Source organism: Bacteroidota bacterium, assembly GCA_016706255.1.
GTDB lineage: Bacteria > Bacteroidota > Bacteroidia > Chitinophagales > BACL12 > UBA7236.
This window is the reverse complement of sequence record JADJJZ010000029.1, coordinates 880,707-904,762: the sequence shown is the minus strand read 5'-3', so window position 1 is coordinate 904,762 and position 24,056 is coordinate 880,707. Positions and strand designations below refer to the sequence as shown.

12 protein-coding genes and 1 tRNA gene are annotated in these 24,056 nt (G+C 35.4%); 8 read left to right on the top strand and 5 right to left on the bottom strand.

What is annotated here, in order from left to right; translation table 11 throughout:
• Window positions 1-9: 9 nt before the first annotated feature.
• Window positions 10-3,582 (top strand): PAS domain S-box protein, encoded by a 3,573-nt coding sequence (locus IPI65_21835; GenBank protein MBK7444072.1) that lies wholly within the window; start codon window positions 10-12, stop codon window positions 3,580-3,582.
• Window positions 3,583-3,635: 53 nt separating this feature from the next.
• A tRNA-Leu gene (locus IPI65_21830) sits at window positions 3,636-3,717 on the top strand.
• 529 nt (window positions 3,718-4,246) lie between these two features.
• Here IPI65_21830 and IPI65_21825 read toward each other — a convergent pair.
• Window positions 4,247-6,535, bottom strand: coding sequence for a carboxypeptidase-like regulatory domain-containing protein (locus IPI65_21825; protein ID MBK7444071.1), 2,289 nt, complete (start codon window positions 6,533-6,535; stop codon window positions 4,247-4,249).
• A 136-nt stretch (window positions 6,536-6,671) separates the two neighbouring features.
• On the opposite strand from IPI65_21825, the gene IPI65_21820 reads away from it, so the two are divergent.
• Window positions 6,672-7,490: a hypothetical protein gene (locus tag IPI65_21820; GenBank protein ID MBK7444070.1), complete on the top strand. Its 819-nt coding sequence runs from the start codon at window positions 6,672-6,674 to the stop codon at window positions 7,488-7,490.
• 14 nt (window positions 7,491-7,504) lie between these two features.
• Here the strand turns inward: IPI65_21820 and IPI65_21815 are convergent, their stop codons facing one another.
• Window positions 7,505-7,774 (bottom strand): hypothetical protein, encoded by a 270-nt coding sequence (locus IPI65_21815; GenBank protein MBK7444069.1) that lies wholly within the window; start codon window positions 7,772-7,774, stop codon window positions 7,505-7,507.
• 125 nt (window positions 7,775-7,899) lie between these two features.
• Entirely contained in the window at window positions 7,900-8,406 is a 507-nt protein-coding gene (locus IPI65_21810; protein MBK7444068.1) for a DUF1905 domain-containing protein, read from the bottom strand.
• 195 nt (window positions 8,407-8,601) lie between these two features.
• Between IPI65_21810 and IPI65_21805 the strand changes: the two genes are divergently transcribed.
• The 3 genes from IPI65_21805 to IPI65_21795 are packed head-to-tail and all read left to right on the top strand — an operon-like array spanning window position 8,602 to window position 15,800.
• Entirely contained in the window at window positions 8,602-11,904 is a 3,303-nt protein-coding gene (locus tag IPI65_21805) for a hypothetical protein (GenBank protein MBK7444067.1), read from the top strand.
• A 7-nt stretch (window positions 11,905-11,911) separates the two neighbouring features.
• Complete coding sequence (locus tag IPI65_21800; protein ID MBK7444066.1) at window positions 11,912-13,831, top strand: DUF3857 domain-containing protein; 1,920 nt, start codon at window positions 11,912-11,914, stop codon at window positions 13,829-13,831.
• 1 nt (window position 13,832) lies between these two features.
• Window positions 13,833-15,800 carry a DUF3857 domain-containing protein gene (locus tag IPI65_21795; protein ID MBK7444065.1) on the top strand — a complete coding sequence of 656 codons (1,968 nt, stop codon included), beginning with the start codon at window positions 13,833-13,835 and terminating at the stop codon, window positions 15,798-15,800.
• Between the two features lie 84 nt (window positions 15,801-15,884).
• On the opposite strand, the gene IPI65_21790 is transcribed toward IPI65_21795, so the two are convergent.
• Window positions 15,885-19,628 carry a T9SS type A sorting domain-containing protein gene (locus tag IPI65_21790; protein ID MBK7444064.1) on the bottom strand — a complete coding sequence of 1,248 codons (3,744 nt, stop codon included), beginning with the start codon at window positions 19,626-19,628 and terminating at the stop codon, window positions 15,885-15,887.
• Window positions 19,629-19,793: 165 nt separating this feature from the next.
• Here IPI65_21790 and IPI65_21785 point away from each other — a divergent pair, with 165 nt between their 5' ends.
• Window positions 19,794-20,189 (top strand): lipocalin family protein, encoded by a 396-nt coding sequence (locus tag IPI65_21785; protein MBK7444063.1) that lies wholly within the window; start codon window positions 19,794-19,796, stop codon window positions 20,187-20,189.
• A 55-nt stretch (window positions 20,190-20,244) separates the two neighbouring features.
• Here IPI65_21785 and IPI65_21780 read toward each other — a convergent pair whose 3' ends face one another.
• Window positions 20,245-21,741, bottom strand: coding sequence for a hypothetical protein (locus tag IPI65_21780; protein MBK7444062.1), 1,497 nt, complete (start codon window positions 21,739-21,741; stop codon window positions 20,245-20,247).
• A gap of 147 nt (window positions 21,742-21,888) precedes the next feature.
• Here IPI65_21780 and IPI65_21775 point away from each other — a divergent pair, with 147 nt between their 5' ends.
• Window positions 21,889-23,994, top strand: a complete 2,106-nt coding sequence (locus IPI65_21775) for a T9SS type A sorting domain-containing protein (GenBank protein ID MBK7444061.1) — start codon at window positions 21,889-21,891, stop codon at window positions 23,992-23,994.
• The last annotated feature ends 62 nt before the right edge of the window (window positions 23,995-24,056 follow it).

Below are 24,056 nucleotides of genomic sequence, written 5' to 3'. Positions count from 1 at the left end.
GAATTACATATGGCACTGCCAATACAAACAGTTAACCACCAGCACAAGTATCAGGGCCTTGAGTTCATAAAAATGCCTGTGGTATTGGTTGATAGCCATTTTAACATCCTCCATTTTAACAAAGCTTTTACCGATTTATTAAGGGACGCTAATACAGTTTTCCCACCCCAACACCTAAAGGAGCTTTTTGAAGGACTGCCGGAAACTGCCAATTACATTGATAATAAACCTGAATCCGAAAAACCTGCGCTAATTGAGGAAGTACGCCATCTTCCTACAGGTAAAATATTTGATTTGCATCTGTCACAAATTGATAAAAATTTGGACCACCTTGATGGCTTCACTGTTACATGTATCGATGTTACAGACAAAATTATTCGTAACCGCACTAACCGTGAATTAAGTGAACAGCATATTCAAATGCTTAATCAAACCAACACCGGTGTTATAATTCATAAAAATGGTTTGATTGTATATGCAAATAATCGGGCCGGGCAATTAATTGGCCTGCATACTGATGATACATTGGTTGGCAAAACAATTTGGCCATTTGTAACGGAAGGTTTTAAAAGTAAAGTTGCCGAACGTATAAAAGGGATAATTGAACAAAATAATCCGGCACCTCCAATTGAAGAGCATCTGATTAAACTGGATGGTTCTATTATTGAAGTTGAGGTATTCGCTTTCCCGGTTTCATTTGAAGGTGAATTTGGTATTAAAACAATTATCACTGATATCAGCGACAGGAAACACGCTGAAAAACAATTAATTAACAGCAGGCAACAATATTATAATCTGGTTGAAAATTTAACGGATATTGTATTTCAAACAGACACTGAAGCGAAATTTATTTACTTAAATGGCTCATGGGAAAAAACAACCGGGTATGCCATAAGCGAAACACTAGGTAAATTTTCGTTTGATTATTTACATCATCCGCATGACACCGATGGATTTTACTTAAAAGTGCGGAAATTATTAACTTACGGTGCTCAGGATGTTCAATATGATTTAATGTTACGATCGATAAATGGGAATTCGCGTTTTGTTGAAGTCAGTTTGAAACCCATTTTAAATGAACACAAAGAAATTGTAGGGATTAATGGAATTATTCGTGATATACACGATAAAAAAATAACTGACATTGAAGTTAGCCGTATCCAAAAAACACTGAAAAAACATCAGTCCGTTTTGGTATCGTTAACGCAAGAGGAATCGATTATTAAAGGAAATTTTGAAGAGGCACTAAAAACAATTGTGCAGGTTACGGCCAATACATTAGATATTACCTGTGTGAATGTATGGGCATTTAATGAATATCATACTGAGTTGCATTGTTTGATGAATTACGATAATACTTCCAAACAATTTATTGATGGGGTGCCGCTTACAGTAGATAAATTTCCAGTTTATTTTAAAACATTATTGCGCGATCGCATAATTGTTGCAGACGATGCCGTTAATGATCCTCGTACCAGTGAATTCAACGAGATTTATAATGTACCCCAAAACATTTATTCGATGATGGATATTGCCATCAGTAAAGGAGAAACAATTTGGGGCGTTATTTGTGTGGAAAATCGTACACATTTTCATAAATGGACTTTAGAGGACCAGTCGTTTGCGCGTTCCATCGGCGATTTTATTGCACTTGCGCATAAAAGCAGCATGCTCAATTTTACACAAAATGAATTAATTAAACGCGAAAATTTATACCGTTCGCTTATTGAACAGGCAACAGATGCGGTTATTATTATTGATGCAGAAGATCGATTTGTAGAGGTGAATGATGCTATGTGTAAATTATCAGGTTATTCACGACAGGAATTATTAAATATGACAGCCGCTGATTTGGTTCCAAAAAGATTTATTGGTAAAAAGCCGGGTGTTAGAATAAATCCGAAATATAAAGATAACTACTTCGGTGAAAGGATATTCATAAATAAACATGGCGAAGAACGTATTGCAGAAATTAGTGCCCGTATTTTTCCGGATGGCAGAGTGCAGGGAATCGGACGCGATATTACTGAAAGAAAAAAACAAGAGCAGGCATTACGCGATAGTGAAGCTAGATTAGAACTTGCATTAAAAGGAGCCGATTTAGGTATCTGGGATTTTTATATCCAGGAAAACAAAATGGTGCATAATAAACGCTGGGCCGAAATGCTTGGATATTATTTTGAAAATACAATTGTCAATCAACAATTCTGGGAAAAATTTATTCACCCCGATGACAAGGATGCAGCATTAAATAGTTTCCAAAGCCATTTACGTGGTGAAACACCTTTTTATGAATCTACAGTGCGTATGTTAGCCAGCAACGGCGACTGGCGGTGGATTATGGATAAAGGTAAAATTATGGAATGGGATAAGCAGGGTAATCCTATACGTGCTTCAGGTATTCACCAGGATATTACAACTATTAAAGATTATCAGCAGCAATTAATACATCAGCGTAAATTTTTGCAGGAAATAATAAATGCAACTCCAAATTTGATTTATGTTAGAAATGTAAATAATGAGTTTGTAACAGTGAATAACACATTTACTGATTTTCTTGAGGTAGATAATCTTACCATAATAAATTACAACAGCGAAAATCCAAAACATTACTCTGAAGCATTAGCCAAACTTACCGAACGTGACAGTGAAGTGTTTTTTGCCAGAAAAATGGTGGTGATTGATGAACATATGATTAATCATCCAAAAAATGGCATTCCTGTTTGGTTTCAAACAATCAAATTACCATTGTTAAATGAAGCCGGTGAGTTTTCGGAAGTGTTGTCGGTTTCAATGGATATTACTGAAATCAAAATTAAGGAGCAGCAATTAAGCCACCTGAACGATCAGCTTGAAAACAAAGTGCGCGACAGAACTGCTATGCTTGAAGCTGCAAACAAAGAATTGGAAACATTTAATTATTCTGTATCACACGATTTACGCACTCCGCTCAGGTCTATTGATATTTTCGCCTATTTCCTGGATAAAAATTACAATACTGTTTTAGATAAAGATGGCCTTGAAAATATCCGCCAAATCAGAAGAAGTATTATAAAAATGAGTTCGCTTATTGACAACCTTTTGATTTTTTCCAAAATCGGGCGTAGTGAATTAAAAAATGTAGAAATCAATACACATGAACTTGTGGAGGAAATAATAAACGGCATTAAAGAAGGGGAGTCGATTACAAATTTTAAAATACATTTTGATGATTTACCTAATTTATACGGTGATTATGAAATGATAAAAAGAGCAATCGTAAATTTATTAGGGAATGCCGTTAAATACAGCCGATTCCGAAAAAAACCTTCTGTTCAACTGTATGGCTTTACAAAAGATAATCTAACCACCATTTCAATTAAAGATAATGGCGTAGGTTTTAGCATGGATTTAAAAGATAAGTTATTCACGGCCTTTAAACGTTTACATAGCGAAGAACATTTTGAAGGAACCGGAGTAGGTTTAGCTATCGTTGAACGTATTATAAAACGTCACGGTGGAAGTATTACTGCAGAAAGTAAAGAAGATGTTGGCAGTACCTTCACCTTTACATTACCGGTAAAGCCGGTTTCTCAGTTTTAATTACGATTTTCATTCAATTCAATCAATAATTTTTTTAATTTTGCACCACATAAACCGGAATGGTGGAACTGGTAGACACGCACGTTTCAGGGGCGTGTGCCGAAAGGTATGCGGGTTCGAGTCCCGCTTCCGGTACTGAAGAGGTTGAATTATTAATTTAATTCAACCTTTTTTTATGCACATAATTTATGCGGGCCTGCCTGCCGAAAAGAAATACAAGAATTTTTAAAAAAACAAATGAAAATTAAACCAGCAATGTCTTAGGGAAACTGAATTAAGGCAGGTTCGAGTCCCGCTTCCGGTACTGAAGAGGTTGAATTATTAATTTAATTCAACCTTTTTTTATGTACATAATTTATGCGGGCCTGCCTGCCGAAAAGAAATTACAAATGTGCTAAATTTTTTAAATGAAAATTAAACCAGCAATGTCTTAGGGAAACTGAATTAAGGCAGGTTCGAGTCCCGCTTCCGGTACTGAAGAGGTTGAATTATTAATTTAATTCAACCTTTTTTTTATGTACATAATTTATGCGGGCCTGTCCCGCTTCCGGTACTGATAGTCTGTCGTAAAGCCAGGCTATTTTTTTTTTACAAGAAGTAACAATAGTGCAAAAAAAAGCTGCAATTGGAATTGCAGCTTTAATATATTCATCTTCGTTCGGAGTTAAAAAGCATAAGATATAGACAACGATGGTAATATCGGCAACTGATTAATACGCTCATATCTTACTCTATCGAAATAAAATATATTTTCGCGATTGTAAACATTGGTAACACCCGCATTAATTTCAATCTTATTTTTATTTACAAAGTAAATATTACGTTTTACTGCTAAATCAAGGCGGTGGTAATAAGGTAAACGTCCACCGTTTAAATCTTCATCATAAATAATACCTAAAGAGCCGTTTGTGGTGGTATAATCTGTGCTAATACCATCCAAAAAGTCAACACTTTCATAAAAACCTGCAGTTTGTGTAAAAGGAAATCCTGATCCTAAATTCCATCTTGCACTAAACTCCCATAAACGTTTTACCGTATACGTTGCTACCAGGTTTAAATTGTGTCGTCTGTCGTAATGCGGCGGATATACCTGCTCGCCGTCGTTACGTTCAATAAAGCCCAATGAGTAGGCCATCCATAAATAAACTGCTTTGCGTTCATATTTTAATGAAAAATCAATTCCATAAGCCTGACCTGTTTCTGTTGCAAAATCCGGGTCACGTAAAGTTGTTTTTTTGCGGTTAATTTCAATAAGCTGGTTAAAATATTTGATATATGGTTCAATATTTACTTCTATATAATCAGACGGATCAAATTCAATACCGGCAATGGCATGTGTTGAACGTTGTAATTTTGATTTAGCTTCTTCACCATCAATTGTATATAAATCATCATCCGGTCCTGATAAAAATCCTGTGAATAAATTCACCACGTCGCGGTCGCTTTTTGTAGAAATTAAATTCTGACTGTATAAACCACCGGCAAATTTTATCCGCACACGATCAGTAATATTATATTTCATACCAATTCGTGGCTCAGGTGAAAACTCACTGAGTGATGCATAATACTGAATGCGTAAACTTGGTTCAATCACGAATTTTTTATTGAATGATCTTCTGAATTTTACATAAGTTCCTAACTCGGTTGTAAATTGCTGTTGCTCATATTTAACACCTAGTCGGTTAAAAAATTCATAATTTGTTTCAAAACCAATTACCTCTACACCATACTGCACATCACCATGGGGCTGGTAATACGTGAAGTCAACCCCGCCATTAAATCCACCCACAAAACTATTGCGCGGCTTACCATCAGCTTCGTTTTGAACCATGGTATAATTCGAGTAGGCAAACACCCCTTCAATCAGCATATTCGATTCAGAAGGAACAATCACAAAGTTTGTTCCACCACCAATTGAATTCCATTTAAATGTGGTGATATCAGAATAATTAACACTATCTCTGTAATTAAAACCAAATACATTTAATTTATTTCCCGATTCCGAATTCAATGATATTTTACCGTATACATCTGTAAATGTATATGGAATGCCATTATTACCTAAAATACCTTCCTGACTATTTACATAAGGATAAATAATTTTAGACGATTTATCTAAATATGAATGTTTTGCTGTTAAAATGTAAGTTAAACTCGATGATTTATTTGTTGATTTTTTAATAGGTCCTTCCAATAAAAAACGTGCTAAAAAGGGACTTACCGAAACTTCACCCTGGGTTTCGTTTTTATTACCATCTTTTGTGGTGATATCTACAACAGCAGAAATACGGTCACCATACTCAGAACTAAAACCTCCTGTATATACATCAACATTTCGGATAATATCAGTTTCGAAAACCGAAAATAAACCGATAGAGTGGAAGGGGTTGTAAATTACCATTCCATCTAACAACACCTTATTTTGTATCGGACTACCACCACGAATGTAGAGTTGTCCGCCCTGGTCGCCCGTAAAAATCACGCCCGGTAAAACTTGTAAATATTGCGCAAGATCCGGTTCACCACCTACTGATGGCAAACGTTTTATTTGTAAAGGTGTAATTGTAGTTGTGGAAATCTGAATTTCTTCCAGTTTAGAAGTAGTTTTTGATGAGATGGTTACTACATCTAAATCAACACCCGATTGCTTCATATTCAACTTCACATTTAATATTTTACCCGCTTCAACAGTTACAGGATAAACGAGTGAATCGTAACCGATATAGGTTAATACGAGGGTTTGCTGACCTACCGGTACATCAGGAATCGAGAAAAATCCATTGATATCAGACGGTGCACCGATATTGTCTGTTTTTGCGACAATTACATTCACAAAGGGAACAGGTTCACCGTTTTCTTCGTCATAAACAAATCCGCGAATGGTTCCGGTTTGGCCAAGAGCTGCGCTGTATAAGCCTGCTAAAAGGAAAATTAAGGTTAAAATTCGATTCATAATATTGCCGCGAAGATAACCAGAATAATGTAAAATGGATGTCACAACCGCCAATTTTACAGACTTCTGACTATACTTTAACACAATATGGAATTTGCTACACTGCAGTATTTTACTGAATTTCACCCGCGAAATTATGGATGTAGGTAAACCGTTAACCGTATTTTTTCATGTGGGCTTGGGTAAAACTGCCAGCACTTATCTGCAAAATAAGGTGTTTGGTGCGTTTAAAGGCATTTATTATGTGCATCCTACGCGCTATAACAGCTGGAAAAAAATTTTACAAGAATCAAATGCCGACAAGGTTTTTTTATCGCGTGAAATGGACCAGCAATTGGAGCGGGAAGTAGTAAAATTTGCTGCTGTTTACCCTGATACACATGCCATAATTGTTTTAAGAAGAAATGATCAGTGGATAGCTTCACAATATCGCCGTTTTTTAAAAAATGGTTATCCGTTTACATTTACCGAGTTTTTCGATGTGGAAAATGATAAGGGTTTTTGGAAAATTCAGGATGCTTTATTTCATCCTAAAATTCAATTACTGGAAAAACATTTTACATCAAAACCACTGGTATTATTTTATGATGATATAAAAAAAGATACGTTTAAGTTTATTGACCAAATAGCAAACTATACGGGTACCACTTACGATAAATCTGCAATTTCGTTAGAACCACATCATACGTCGTACAACGAAAAACAATTAAAAATAATGTTGAAAATAGGGCCTTATCTGTTCAAAAAAATTCCAATATATAAAGGCCCCAGATACAAAACCTGGATACGTCGCCGCTCACGAATGTTATTGTGTTATAGTATTTTATATACGGCCTTATTAATTCCAAAACGATTTATTTCATCTGCACCATTAATACCACAGGAAGAGTTGGAAAAAGTAAAAAAATATTTTGAAAACGATTGGAATCAATGCCTCCAATACCGCAAAGCGTAAGCATTTCAGGCTGTTTAATGTATGTTTGAAAATGAAATAACGTCGTCAGGAGTAAATAAATCTATTACTACAAAATAATTATTGCTGTCAAGCTGCACATCAATTCGTATTTCTGAAATTGCCGGATTTGTTTCAATGCAGGCATAACAAACCAGGCTTGCAACTGCACACGGATAGCTTGCATTAATTGATTGAATTAAATCTTCTAAATTTTTTTCATGACCTAACTCATCTTCGGTGGTAGCGTCAGGTAAATATCCCAAACATAAATCATCAATGATCATTCTTACTCATATCATCTTTGGTGGCTACTGCTTCGCAAAGTGATTTTGTTTCATGAATCGGATTGTCGACAGTACATCCAATTAACAGATAAAAAATTGTAGCAAAGAATACCGGACTGCGCATCTTATTTTATTTTTTTGTTTGCTCGGATCATTTCAGCATATCCTAAATGTTGAGCTAAAGCGGTAACAGCCATTGCAATTCGTTTTGCTTTAGTTTCATCAGTTTTTGCTGAATCAATCCATTTTGAAAAATAACGTTGGTGTGAGCCGGGTAATGTATCAAAAAATTTTTTCGCCCCGGGTTCATCTTCCAGACAAGCTATAAAATCTGAAGAAAATGAAAAGGGACTATTATCTAAAGTTAATACTATTTGTAATGAATTTCCACTTCTTTTGCCTAAATTTTTACGCATGCCGGCATTAAGCGGTATGATGAAATCTCCCTCACCCATTGGAATAAGCGCCAGCTGCTTAACTGCCAGGTTATCAAGTTTGCCCTTCACCCTGAAAGATGTCTTTACCCCCGGGTTAAGCAATTCGGCATACTTTGCCGGAATTTCAACATATGTCCATCCGGTCTTTTCACCCATGGAACCAAATTTTTTGATTACCGCATTAAAAGTTACCATTTATTGAGTCAAAAATAATAAGTATTCATCCAACTTTATATTTCACATAAAGTGCTGATAATCAATCTAAAAATGCACTTTACATGAAATTTTACAATCCTTTTAATCGTCTTTTCGTGATTGACTTACCTCCGAATAGGAAAAAATGATATATTAGCGGTGAAATCATTTGACTTAACAACATTTAAAACACACATGAAGACAAACCTGCGTTTATTTACGTTTGTAGTGATGGGTATGCTAGTTGCTACCTCTGCATTTGCCCAAAAAGCATCCGACTTTAAGAATTCAAAGGCAATTATTGACAAAGCCATTGAATACCATGATGATGAAAAATATGAAAAGGCCATTGCCCTTTATGACCTGATTAACCGGAACGATTCATTATACATAACAGCCCTGAGTGAAAAATCGCTTTCATTGCTGGCTAATGAAAATTATGAAGAAGCAGCTGCGGTTGCACGTTTGGCTATTGCCTCAACCGATAAGTTATATCCAGAATTATTTGTCAACCTCGGAAATGCCCTCGATGAATTAGAATTACGTGAAGAAAGTGTCGCTGCGTATGATCAGGGTATTAAGTTATTTCCTAAAAATGTGCAGCTCATTTTTAATCAGGGAGTTACTTATTATAATATGAAAAAATATCCTGAAGCTGTACAACGTTTTAAGGATGTATTAGAAATTAATCCTAGCCATCCGGGAACACATTTAATGCTGGCAAGTTTGACTGCAATGGAAGGAAAAACAGTTCAATCGCTCCTGAGTTTATGTACATTTTTAATTCTTGAGCCTAATACCAATCGTTCGAAATCAGCTTTAGATCTTTTAGTTTCGGTTGCTACCGACCCGTCTTCTCAATTAGATAAACACGATATTAAATTTGGTGATGGTGATGATTTTTCTGAAGTGGAACTTTTATTGAGCAACAAAGTTTCTGCAAACAAAAAATATAAAGTTCCCGGTGATTTTGGCAACTATGACTTTATGAAACAAATTCACCTGATGTTAAATAAGGTTGAATATGATGCAAGTGATAAGGGATTCTGGATGGAATTTTATGTGCCCTATTTTAAAATGTTGATGGAAGCAAACAAATTCGAAGACTTCAGCTATTATATTTTAATAAGTGCAGATAATCAAAATGTCCAAAAGATTTTAGGTAAACATGTTTCCGATTTAAAAAGTTTTGATACATGGTGGCCTGATACTTATTACAATCAGCATAAAATGCATAATTATGTATTAAATGGTAAAAAAACTAAAGTTACTTTCCTGTATAGTGAATATAATACGTTAAGTATTGTTGGTAATATTGAAAAAGTTGGTAAAGAAGATAAATTGGTTGGCGATTTTGAGGTTTATAATATAGCAGGAAATATATATACAACCGGAACATTTAATCGCTCAGGTGAAAAAAACGGACTGAGTAAATTTTATGACGAATTTGGTAATCTGACTGAAGCAATTGAATTTACAAATGATTTATACAATGGAAAATACACTAAATATTACTCAAATGGTCAGGTGAGCCTTGAAGGCAATTACACGGAAGGCAAAGCCTACGGTTTATTTAAGGAATATTACTATTACGGTGGTATTTATGTTGAAAAGAATTATGAAGATGATATGCTGGAAGGAACCTTCACAATGTATTATCCAAACGGATTAAAAAGTGTGGTAGCTGAATATAAGAAAAATGAACTGGATGGTAAAGTGACCAGATATTATGCGAACGGACAAATTTCTGAAGTAACTGAATTTAAAGCCGGAAAAGCAGAAGGGAAACACGAGGAATTTTATGCGGATGGTAAATTATCATTTACTGAAACGCTCGTGAACGACGAATCGGAAGGACCGTTTGTTGCATATCATTCTAACGGAAATATTCAGGCAGAAGGAGTTGCTAAAAAAACAAGTTTTGTTGGCACACATAAAACCTATTATCGAAACGGTAAACTGGAATCAGAAGAAAGTTATGATGAAACCGGCAAAAAGAATGGTATTTCAAAAAATTATGCACCTGATGGCGTTTTACATTACACATGGGAATATACCAAAGGTGAAATTACTGCCTATACCTATTACGATAAAAGCGGAAAAGTGATATCTGAAGGCAAAAGAAAATTAACCAAATTCCCATTTGTTGGAATGGATGAAGATGGTATTAAAGATTTTGAAGGTGATTACGTAGGTTCATCTCAAAATGGTGTTTGGAAATATTATAATGAATATGGTAATATCAGTACTGAACAAACGTTCAAGGATGGTTTGCTGGACGGAAAACAAACTGAATTTTTTGAAGATGGAAGTATTTCTTCAACCGTAACATGGAAAGATGATGATAGAGATGGTGAGTTGAAAATATTTAACGAGAACGGTTTATTAACTGAAACCGGCGTATATGTAAAAGGCGAACGTCAGGGTGAATGGCTTGGATATCATGACAATGGTGAAATCAAATTCAAATTGTATTATATGGATAATTTGCAACACGGATGGCAGGAATATTATGATGTTAAAGGCAACAAAGAATCTGAATATTACATGCTTGAAGGAATTATCTTAAGATCTTATGATTATGATTCAACCGGTGCAGTTGTAGATTCAACATTAATCGACAAAGAAAAAGTGGATTTAAAAGTGCTCAACTATAATGGCACCGTGTATATGAATGGTGGTTACATGAATGGTGAACGCAATGGCAAACATACCTGGTATGGCCCTGGTGGAGTTGTTGAAACAGAAGGTGATTTGGTAAACGGCGAGCGCCATGGCATGTGGAAATGGTATTACCCAAATGGAAAAGTACATATTGAAGAACCTTATGTATTAGGTTCTAACGAAGGGGTGAAATTTATTTATACTGAAGATGGAAAAATTGAGAGTAAACGTGAATACGCTGCCGATGAAGAAAATGGCGCTTATATATTGTATTACGATAATGGTAAACTCGAATTAGAAGGTGAATATATTAACGGCATCCGATATGGCGAGTTTAAATATTATGATAATACCGGTGAGTTACAGTTAATTAAAAACTATATTAATGATAAAGTGGTAAGTTATACTTACAATGGCACAAATGGAAAGTTGGTGCCGGTAATTACCATTGAAGGTGGAAATGCTAATATCGTTGCCTATTATACAAACGGAAAAAAATCAGTTGAATATACTTTAGTAAAAGGCTGGTATCAAGGTACTTACAAAGAATATTTCTCATCCGGTAAATTAATGGAAGAAGCAAATTACAAAAACGATAAACTGGAAGGTGTAAGAAAAATGTATTATGCCAACGGGAAATTAGAAAGTGAAGGAACTTATGTAAATGATCAACTGGAAGGTGTATTTACCAAATATTTTGAAAATGGCCAGGTTTCTGAAGTTGCACATTACATTGCCGGTGATTTATATGGTGAAAAAAAGATATATGATAAAACAGGAAAATTATTGAAAACAATAATTTATTACAACGATAAAATAGTATCAGAGAAATAAAAAATAGATGAATAAAATCCTCACTTCCGCAGCAATATTTTTGCTGATTGGCTCCGTATTCGGGCAGGAGCCGCTAGATGTTAATACCTATACCACAAAATATCCGGGTGAACCTGTAATTTATTTACAGCAAGATGCCGATATTAATATGGAGGTTAAAAAAGGTAAATTAAATATTACAGCACATTATTTTGAAGATATGCTGTTGCTTACCGAAAAGGCAAATATTTACAATGATGAATCTGTGGAGTATTCCGGATGGATGCCATTGATTGACCTTTCGGCTAAAACATTAATTCCGGATGGTAAAAAGTATAAATCGGTTGATGTAGATTATTTCTATACCAATGATGTTGTTCGTGGTGATATCTTTTTTGATGATTCAAAAGAAAAAACATTTAATTTCCCGATGCTGGCAAAAGGTTGCAGAAGGGTAATGGACTACACAAATGAAATTGTTGAGCCAAGGTTTTTACCGATGCACATTTTTGGCGATTTCTGTCCTACTGAAAGTAGCGCATTTACCATTAGCTGCCCAGCAGGAACAGAGCTCGAAATTGTGTATATGAATACCACTGCCGAGGCACTCAATTTTAAAAAAACAGATGAAAAAGGAAAACAGGTGTATTCTTGGAAAATGACGAATATGCCAAAAATTGAAGTGGAATCAAATGCACCATCAATCAGGTATTATGCACCGCATGTAATCGTTTATATAAAAAGTTATATGCTGGATGGAAAAAAGGTAGATGTAATTAATGATGTTGCTGACTTACATAATTTTTATTACGATTTTGTTGATGGTGTAAATATTGTACCAAATGATGAAGTGAAAAAAGTTGTTGACTCGCTCGTTACCGGAATTACTTCACCTGATGAAAAAGCAAAAAAAATATATCAGTGGGTGCAGGATAATATTAAATATGTAGCATTTGAAGCCGGTATGGATGGTTTTGTTCCAAGTCAGGCAGCGGCAGTTTGCACAAAACGTTACGGCGACTGTAAAGGGATGGCAAGTATTATTACCGGAATGATGCAAATTGCAGGCGTTGATGCACATCTGGTTTGGATTGGCACCAGAGATATTCCTTATACTTATTCTACAGTGCCAACACCGGCAAACGATAACCACATGATCGCTGCTTATAAATCGGATGGTAAATATATTTTCCTGGATGGAACTGATTCTTATCTGCCATTTGGTATGCCTTCCGGATTTATTCAGGGAAAAGAAGCACTTATCCATTTAGGGAAAGGTGCATATGAGGTAGTGCAAGTTCCTGTTATGGAACCGGAAAAAAATATTTTGGAAGAAAAAATGAATTTAAAACTCGAAGGCAGCGAAATAATTGGAAATTCAACCAGCAGATACACGGGTTATGTTAGAGGTGATTTTACTAATATATTTAAAAACGTTCGCCCTGAATACCGCGAAAAAACATTAACTTCCATTTACGAAATTGGAAATAATACTTTTTCACTCGACACCATTTATGCAGAAAACCTGCTGGATCGTGACAAAGATATGTTTGTGCATTATGAATTTAAAATTAAAAACTATGCACGTATAAAGGATGATAAGATATATGTTAATCTAACCTTAGATAAAGATTTATCTACATTCAAATTTGATAACGGCCGAACAATTCCGTTTGAAGAAGAATTTAAGAAAAATATTAAACGAACAGTTGTTTTTGATATACCGGAAGGTTATGTTGTAGACCATTTGCCTGAAAATTCGGTTTACGCCAATAGTTTATTCAATTATACTATCAAATATGAACAAGTTGGCAATCAACTGATAATGACTTCCAATATCATTATTGATTTCCTGCTGCTCGACCAAACGCATTTTGCTGAGTGGAATGCTATGATTAAACAAATTAACAGCGCTTATAACGAAGTAGTAATATTTAAAAAGAAATAACATGAAAAAAACACTAACCGCCCTCATTTTTGGATTCACTTTGGTATCAACCTATGCGCAGGTTGAAACTATTGATAAATATGATTGGGAAAAGAGCCCTAAACTGCACGATCTTACTACCGAAGAAGCTGCTTTGCCGGAAGTAATTTTAAAAGATAAACTGGTTTATGATTTCACGTATAATGATAAGGGTGAACTCGAATGTACTTATGTTCATCACGTTATTATACGCGTAAATTCAGATGATGCAATATCTGATAATAATAAATTATACTTACCGTATTATGATGAAAGTGATATGATTCGTCAGAAGGTGCGCGTAATCAACAGCAAAGGCGAAGTAAAAACACTTGGTGAACGAGATGTGAAAGAATCTGTTGATGAAGAGTCGCAGCGTAAGTTGAAATATTTTGCATTGGAAGGGGTTGATTTAGGTAGTGAAATTGAATATTTTTTCTTGTTAAAAGAATCACCTGAACTTTCCGGTTCACGTTCAACTTTACAGGGTGCTGTATTGAAAAAAAATGTTGAGTTTAAATTAATTTCTCCTGCAAATCTGGTTTTTGCATTTAAATCTTATAATGGTTTACCCGATGTTGCCTTGGACTCTGCTAATAATGATGTAAATATTTATTCAGTAACGATGCCTGAAATTGCAGGTTTAGCCGAGGAAGATTTTGCCAATGTGGATGCCAATGAAATGTTTCTTGTTTACAAACTACAAGCAAATAAGTCGAACAACAAAAGCGATTTCTACCGTTATAGCAAATATGCAGAAGATGTTTATGCTGCGATGTATGGCGAAATTTCCGGCGGCACCAATAAAAAGCTGCAAAAGCTAATTAAATCTATGGATCTGAAACTTGCCCTCACAGAGGAGGACAAAATCAGGGCAATTGAACAATACCTTAAAACAAATTTTAATGTAATTGAATTTTACATCCCGCAATATAGCGATCTTGAAGGGGTAATTGATGGAAAAATCGGTACCCAGTTTGGTATGTTAAGATTATATGTTGCCATATTCCAGTCACTGGGTATTGAACACCAGATTGCCATTACAACAAACCGCTTTGATGAACGTTTCGACAAAGATTTTGAAAGTTATAGCTACCTTGATGAATACCTGATTTATTTCCCCGATCTGAATATGCACATGGAACCAAGCAGTGTGTTTTCACGCTTAGGATTTATTACATCAGGATTACAATATAATTATGCAGTATATATTAAACCGGTGGAAGTAGGTGATTTTAAAACTGCTGTTGCTAAAGTGAACTTTATTGATGCATTGCCATACGATAAAACACAAAATAATATCAGTATGGAAGTTGATTTAAATAAAGACATCGACAACCCGCTGTATACCTTAACCTTAAAAGAAACCGGATATTATGCACAATCTACCCAGGTTGTTTATGATTACCTGGATGAAGATAATAAAAAAGAAGTTTCAGAAGCACAGGTTAAACAAATTGCAGAAAAAGCTGAAGACATTCAGGTTACACTTGAAAATGCCGGTGGTATTTATTTTGGTTTGAAACCGTTAGTTACCAAAGCAACTTTTCATTCATCACAATTTGTAGAAAAAGCAGGTAACCAATATTTGTTTAATATCGGTTTACTCATTGGCCCACAAGCTGAAATTTATCAGGAAAAGGAAAGGGTTTTAGAAGTAGAAAACGGTTTTAACAGATGGTATCACCGCGAACTTACTTTTGTAATGCCTGAAGGCTATAAATGCACAAATCTTGATGATCTTAAAATAGATGTTTTCCAGGAAAAAAATGGCGAACGTACAATGACATTTACTTCTAATTACACAGTAACCGGAAATACCGTTAAAGTAGTAATTGATGAATATTACAAAGTAATTGTACTTCCTGTTTCAGAATATGAAGATTACAGAAAAGTAATTAATGCAGCAGCAAACTTTAATAAAGTTTCATTGATTCTGGAACCACAATAAATCATATTTAATTTAAAAAAAGAGGCTGCCCCAACAGGACAGCCTCTTTTTTATTGCAATATTTTTTAAGGGTGAGTCCGGAATTTATTTGCTGATAATCAACGGTAATACAATTGTTCCATTCAATTTAACCTGATAGTAACCGGAAGGTAAATGTTGTATATCAACTGATTGGACAGGAGATCCGACAGCAATATTGATTTCACTGAAAACTAAATCTCCGTTTGCATTATAAATAGCAATATTTTCTAAGTGTTGATGTGTAGTATTTTCAATGATAAATTGATTCATCGCAGGATTTGGATAAAGTGTAATGCTGCCCTCCGCACCGGTTTCAACTTCCTGACAAATAGTAACTGTTATGCTTTGTTCTGCAGTAGTTGTACAACCGTTTATATCGGTATACGAATAAGTGATTACATGTGTTCCTGCACCGGCTTCATTGGCATTAAAAATGTTATCCGTAACACCATCACCCGAATAAATTCCACCATCCGGAGTTCCGCCTGTAAGCGTAAATGGCGCAATATTATTACATATTGTTTCAAAAGGTAGTATTAATGCAACTGCTGTAGGAGCATAATTAAAAATATGAATGGAATCAATAATAAAACACCCAAATGAATTTGTGATTGCTACAGTATACAAACCCGGTTCAGAAACTAATATGGTAGCAGTAGTTTCACCTGTGCTCCATAAATATGAACAGAATGGCGTAGTGGCATCCAGTAAAACAGGAACCTCTGCACAAGTGGTAACATCGGGTCCTAAATCTGCAACCGGTAATGGATTTACAATAATATTAATTTCATCAAAGGCTGAACAACCTTGAGCGTTAGTAACTGTTACACTAAAAGTACCACTTTCAGTTATATATAATGTTGGCGTTGTGGCGCCAGTATTCCATAAATAGGTGCAATCGGGATTTGTTGCATCCAACAAAATCGCTTCACCTGAACAATACGAATCATCATCACCTAAATTTACAACCGGTAAATCATATTCAATTAAATTAATTGCATCTGTATCGCTGCAGCCAAAACCGTTTGTAATAATTACAGAAAACAAACCCGGAGTATTTACATTAATTGTTGAAGTAGTGGCTCCGGTGTTCCACAAATAGGAAACATCCGGAGTTGTAGCGTTAATCGTAAATGTTGAGCCTGCGCAAAAGCCGGTATCAATTCCTAAATCAATAACAGGAGCAGGTAAAACAGTTACGTCTACTTCATCAAAAGCAATACATCCATTTGCATTGGTAACGGTAACACTAAATGTGCCGGGAATAGCAGTGGTGATGGTTTGTGTGGTGGCACCCGTGTTCCATAAATATGTTGAACCGATATTTTCTGCATCTAAAGTGATATCGGTATTTTCGCAAAATTGTAAAGTGGTTCCTAAGTCTAAAACAGGTAAATCATGTATTACAATATTTACCAAATCATTATCGCTGCAACCAAAAGCATTTGTTACTACAACACCATAATTTCCACTTTCGGTTACAGTAATGGTTTGTGTAAAAGCACCTGTATTCCATGCGTAATTAGCACCTGGATTTTCAGCATCTAAAATAATTAATTCATCAGCGCAAACAATTATATCAGCACCTAAATCTACTATTGGTGCAGCATGTTCGGTTAAAGTAATATTATCTGATTTATCACAACCAAATGCATTTGTTACGGTAACTGAATAAGTGCCCGGGGTAGAAGTTGTAATTGTTTGTGTAGTTGCACCCGTACTCCATAAATATGTAGCACCCGGATTACCGGCATCAAGTGTAACATTTTCTCCTGTACAAAAATCAATTGATGCACCTAATTCAACCGTTGGTAAAGCATGAATATTTACATTAATAACATCTGAAGCAAAACAACCAAAACCATTGGTAACGGTTACTGAATAAGTACCTGTTGTATTGGCATTAATTGTTTGTGTAGTAGCACCTGTATTCCATAAATAATTTGCTCCCGTATTTCCTGCATTTAATACAACAGTTTCATCTGCACACGCAGAAATATCTGCACCTAAATTAACAGTTGGTGAAGGATTTACACTTATTGTTATCGCATCTGACGCAACACATCCTGCAGGGTCAGTTATGGTAACGGAGTATGTTCCTGCTGTTCCAATTGTAATTGTTTGTGTGGTTGCACCTGTGTTCCAAAGGTAAGTGGCACCGGGGTTTCCGGCGTTTAATGTGGTGGTAGTTCCACTGCAAATCGTATAATTTGCACCCAGGTTCACAACAGGGTTATTTATACTTAAATGCGTAATTATAATACTATCGCATCCTTCAATAGGTGTATAATAATCAAAATAATCACCAGGCTCCGTTTGATTTGCACCTCCTGCAAAATAACTATCACCTTCACAAATACTTACATAATTATTTATGGTATAAACAGTACAATATTTCGCAACATAACCATCCCAACCGGTGAATGCTGAATTTAAATTAAATGTAACATCACCCGGATCAAAATCTACTAATCCTTCAAATATGCCTGAAATTAAAATGGCACCTTCAGCATCAATATCTATCCATGCACCATAATCGGAATTTGTTCCGCCTATTTTTTGTGCATCAATATAATTACCGTCAGCATCCCAATTTAATTTAATAATATCCTGAAATCCATTTGATGTAATATTATGTACTGCAGGGCCCGGATCAAAATCTACAGTGTTCGCAAAACTGCCTGTCGCCCATACACTACCCGTGCTGCTTACAACAATACTCGTTAAATTCTGGTAATCTACTCCACCAACTAATTTACCCCATATTAAAGCGCCATCACTGCCATTAAATTTTGCAATATAAGCATCAACACCTCCCAGCGAAACTAAATTTTGAACAGCAGGTCCGGGATTGATATCTACTGTCCCTTCAAAAAATCCACTTACATAAACTGCATCACTATTTTCATCATAGGAAATTCCAACGCCTTGTTCGCTTAACGATCCTGAAATTTTTATCGCCCACTGATAAACATTAGCACTATTTAATTTTAATACAAAAGCATCAGCAGAAAAACCGGAAGCAACCAAATTATGCACCGCAGGACCCGGATCAAAATCTACCGTTTCCCAAAATAATCCTGTTAAATAAATATTATCCGATGCATCTATCGTCATTTTATTTCCATAAGCAGATGCCATTAATAGAGCATTATTATATGTTCCATCTGCATTTAATTTTAAAATAAAATCGGAGCCTGCAAATCCGGCAGTTAAATTAGCCGTAGCCGGTCCCGGATCAAAATCTACGGTATTTTGGAAATAACCATAAATTACAGGATCGCCTGAAGCATCTAAATCAAAACCATAACTCTGTTCGGTTCCGCTTCCACCTGTTCTTACAGCCCATAATAAACTCCCGTTTACATCGTATTTACCACAATATAAATCGTCGCTGCCGGCTGAAACCAAATTTGTAGTTCCGGGCCCGGGATTCATATCGATAGTGCCATTAAAATAGCCGAACACATAAATATTACCTGAAGCATCTGCTTCAATTACCTGAGGTGTTTCAAATCCTGTTCCGCCTATTTGTTTGGTCCAGATTAAATTACCCGACGGATCCAGCTTTGTAATTGCTACATCTTGTGAGCCAAAAGCGTTTAAATTGGCAGTTCCGGGACCGGGATCGCCATCTAAATCATCCCAAAAGCCGGTAGCACATATAATATTATTATTGGCATCGGAGGTTATTGATTGTGTTCCCTGAGCATCATTTCCATGAAAAATCTCAGCAGTAACAAGGCTTTGAGCCTGGGTTGATAATAGGGAAGTAAACAATACGAAGTTGAGTAGGGCTATTCGCATAGGCGCATATTTTTGGGTTTTAACAAGGCGGGAGTGCCAAACATTGTGCCATTAATTTCAGGAAATTTGATTACTTTTACCTAATAAATGCAGTTGAACCGTTACGCTATAAGCTTGTAATGGCGACATATTGTAAAAAAATTAATGTAAATAAATTAACGTTTTATGAAAAGATACTCCTACATTTTATGTGTTTTATTTATCACAAGCCTGGGAATTTCTAAAAGTTTTGGTCAGGGTGCAGCTGATATCACTACACAATTATGTTTTAACTGGACCGTTAGTGCAATTGTAATTGATGGTGCAGAAGTTGCTCCTCCGGCTTTAAACGCTACTGATAAAATTACCATCACTGCCGATAAAAATGTGAATATGATATTAAACGGTGTTGGTTATGCAGGCACTTGGTCAGTTAGCGATAACGGCATGTGGATGACCATCGTATTAAGTGAGTCAACTGCAACACGTTTGAAAATAGTTGAATTAACTGATACCAAATTAACAGTTGATCATGTTGGGCAGGATAATATCCATACCATACTTGTATTTAATCACCTTTGATGATATAAACCTTTTTTTTGAAGCCGGCAACTGCAGTTGCCGGCTTTTTTATTGCTTAAATACGAGCCTTTTTGCGCACATTTTCCAACCAATAGAAATAATTGAAATTGTTAAACGTATTTCGCTCTGTATCTGCTTCTGATAGTTTTTCCAATTGGGTGCGCAGGCCCTCAAAATTAACCCTGTCGGCACTTCTAAGCTGCTGACGAATGTATTTAATCACCACATTGTAGGTTTGCGTTTTTACTTTTTTGGCAGTGGTGATCCGATTAAATGCTGTAATTAAGGAATCGATTAATAAATGATTTCCTAATTCGAAATGACAAAGCAATTGCATCATTTTGGCATCACAATAAATATCTGTTACCGATTCCGTTTCTTTAATATTAAATAAGTCGAGCAGTACATCTAAACTTCCGTTAAAATCTTTATTAAAAAATAACGTATAAGCACATAAATAATTTAAAGTGATAATATTTGGCTTCGGTATAAATTCAGCATATTTTTTTATGCCGGATTTTATTTGAACGGCACATGTTAGTGCATTTGTAAAATCATTTTTACCGATAAAATAATTCATTTCCAGTAAATAACTCAATCTGAAAACATTTGCATCCAGGTGTGGAATATGTTTGAACTCCTCCATTGTTGGTAAGCCACGCATTGTCGAAATGCCGTTGAGTAAATCTTCTTGTTTGTTTAAAATAAGGCAGTCAATCAAATAATTATTTAATGCTGAAAAATATCGGTCGGCATAAATTTGTTTTAGATGGTTATGTTCATCCATGAGTTGTAGAAATGCCGAGTTCCATTTAAAAGCAGTTGCTGCATCCCGCTTCACGAAAGCATTTAACGCATTAATCTGCATTTGATCCAGCTTCGATTTAAAAGTTGTGGCTGCATGGGCATCACTGAATAATTTACTATTTACTGTTTCACTTAATACAGTATTTTCTTTGCCGGGAATTATTTTTTTAGCATAATGTAATTGATAAATTGCCGCACTTTTTAGCCAGAATAATCCGGTGTTATGTAACTGTGCAAGGCAAAACATTTCTTCCTCGTGAATAGCACTAATAACATCCGCCCGTAAACCGGAATATTGTAATTTGGAAGCAAGCCGTTTTTCTATTTCAATTAATTCTATCAGCAACTCAAATTTTTCCAATTTATAAGCTAGTTGTTTATATTTCGATAATTGTTTTTTACACTGTTCTAATAAACCTCTCCGCAATAATAAATTGCTGTAATGTACACCCTTGGCTAATTGTTGTTCCGGGTTATTAAATTCATCGTAGTGATGCAAAGCCTCCAGCAGTGTTTCATACAATTGTTTCTTAAGCACTGCAAAATGTGCTGGTGATTTTTTTGCGGAGAAAAGTGGCACCAGATCCCTTTCCTGATATGTTAATTGTGCTTCAATGGCTTCAAACAGCTTCAAATATTGGTTATCTTTATCGTAATGTCGGGTTGCAAACAGTTTGAAATACCGTTTTTCGCTTTTGGTGAGCGACTGTATTAACTGAAAAATATCCGCTGATGGGTTTTTCATAGACTTCTAATGTAAAAGTATATGAAAACTATATATTCAGAAACTAATTTATGTTAAAATATCATTCAGACAACTAATTTATAACCGATATTTGATTTCTTTTTTGATGTTGGTTGAGAGAAATTTGTCCTTGAAAATTATAACGATATGAAGAAATTATTCAGCATGTTCACAGCAGTTCTCCTCTCTGCTGCTGCTTTTCAGGCCTTCGGTCAGGAGCAGGAATGGGTAAATTACAGCAATTTTACTGCTGTTACAGATGTGGAACCTGTTGGTGACCACCTTTGGATTACCGCAAAAGGGGGTGTGGTAGATATGAATACCACAACACTTGAAAAAACTTATTACAAAAAAGGTGATGCCGGCTTACCATCTTCATTGGTGGAGCAGGTGGCCGTTGATGCTACTTCAGGAACAATCTGGGTTGGCACTTACGATGCAGGTGTGGTTGAATGGGATGGTGAAAACTGGTTATCCTACGATTACCCGACTTACTTTTTAATGTATCGAATGAAATTTGATGGTTTTGGCGATTTATGGCTGCAAACCGATGCAGGTTTATACAAATTTGACAGTGACGATCATTCCTATACATTTATTAATTCAGTTGGCGGTGCAGGATGGGATTTTGACGCATGGGATTTTGATATCACTTCAGATAATAAGGTTTTAATTTTTACAGGTGAAGATTGTTTGGTAATTGATGCCGCCACAAATATGGCAATTGATTCATTTCCAAATACTGAATCGCCTGTTGTATTAGGTTGTTCGCCTGCAACCGTTCGTATTTATGGTGTAAATGCCGATACCTATTTAATCAATAATAGTGGTAGTCTCGAATTCCAATTTAAAGATGGAACCTATGCACCTGCAATGGAAGGTTTACCGGAATTCGGCTTTATTAATAATATTACAAGAGGCACAGATGATAATTTATATCTGCTCATCAACTCAACAGAAATTTATAAACTCAATGGTTTAACCTGGGAATTTGTGAATAGCCTTGGCTTAGATTATAGTGATAAATTACAATTCACTGATGGAACATCGTTTTATGTAAACAGCGGTGATTATATGGCTCCTCCAACTGTTATTAAATTAAATGCAACTAAAACAACCTACGCAACTCAACAATATAACTTTACTTCAAATGGTATATCAGGTATTGTAAAAGGTGCTGATGATAATATTTTTATTGCTTCAGGTACTTCAATTTATCAATTTAATGCAGTTACCGATAATTGGGATTTAGAAGTTAGTGTGCCAACCATTTACAATTCTATGTATGACTTACGTTATTACAACGATATGTTTTATGTAGTAGATAATGGAAATTTACTTGAATATTATGACGGTACAACCTGGACACATATTCCAATGGCTGCGGGTTATAGTTCAGTGTATGTTTTTGATTATGATGTAACAGCAGATGGCATTGTATATTTTATTAACGAGGAAGGTTTATTTAAATATGAAGCAGGTGTAACTACCAATTTGATTGAAACCGGTGGTGTAGCTTCATGGTTTATTAGTGTTGTTTATGATGATATGCGTAACCTCATTTGGCTGGGTAGAACTAACGGTATTGTAAAATATGATTTTGTTACACAAGATGTAATTAATGCAACCGATTTTCCTGCACTTGCTGAAGGATCAAGTATTCAGGAAATAAAACAGGATGCAGCAGGCAATATTTGGTTCGGCGCAAACTCAGGCAAATTATATCGTTTTGATGGAACAGACTGGTCTGATTTTACTGCAAGCGCAGTGGATGATTTTGTTGTGAATATTAATTTCCATGACAATAAAGTGTATTGTGGTATGAATGGTACCATCGGTGGATTATGGATTTATGATTTAGATGATGCTTCTGAAACTAATATAAATACATTGGCTGATCCGTTAATGCCTTCAAATTATTTATCCAACTTTTTGGTAACTGCAACAGGTGATATCTGGATTGCGCATACTGATGTTGGTGTAAGTGTTTTACGCACAGTTGTTGAACCGGATGGTGTTGAAGATTTAACTGTGAATAACATGGTTGCTTATCCAAACCCTGCAAAAACTGTAATTACATTTGAAGCGGCAAATGCAACAGCATTCCAGATTTTGGATTTGAATGGTCGTGTATTAATCAATTCAAATATTGCAACCATTAACATCGAAAATCTTGCTGCAGGTATTTATCTTGCAAAAGCAATTGATGCAAACAATATGGTTTCATTAAGCAGATTTACAGTTATCAAGTAAATTCTGTTTATACATTATTTAGTAGTCAGCACACAACAGTTCTATAAGGTATTCTATCACCA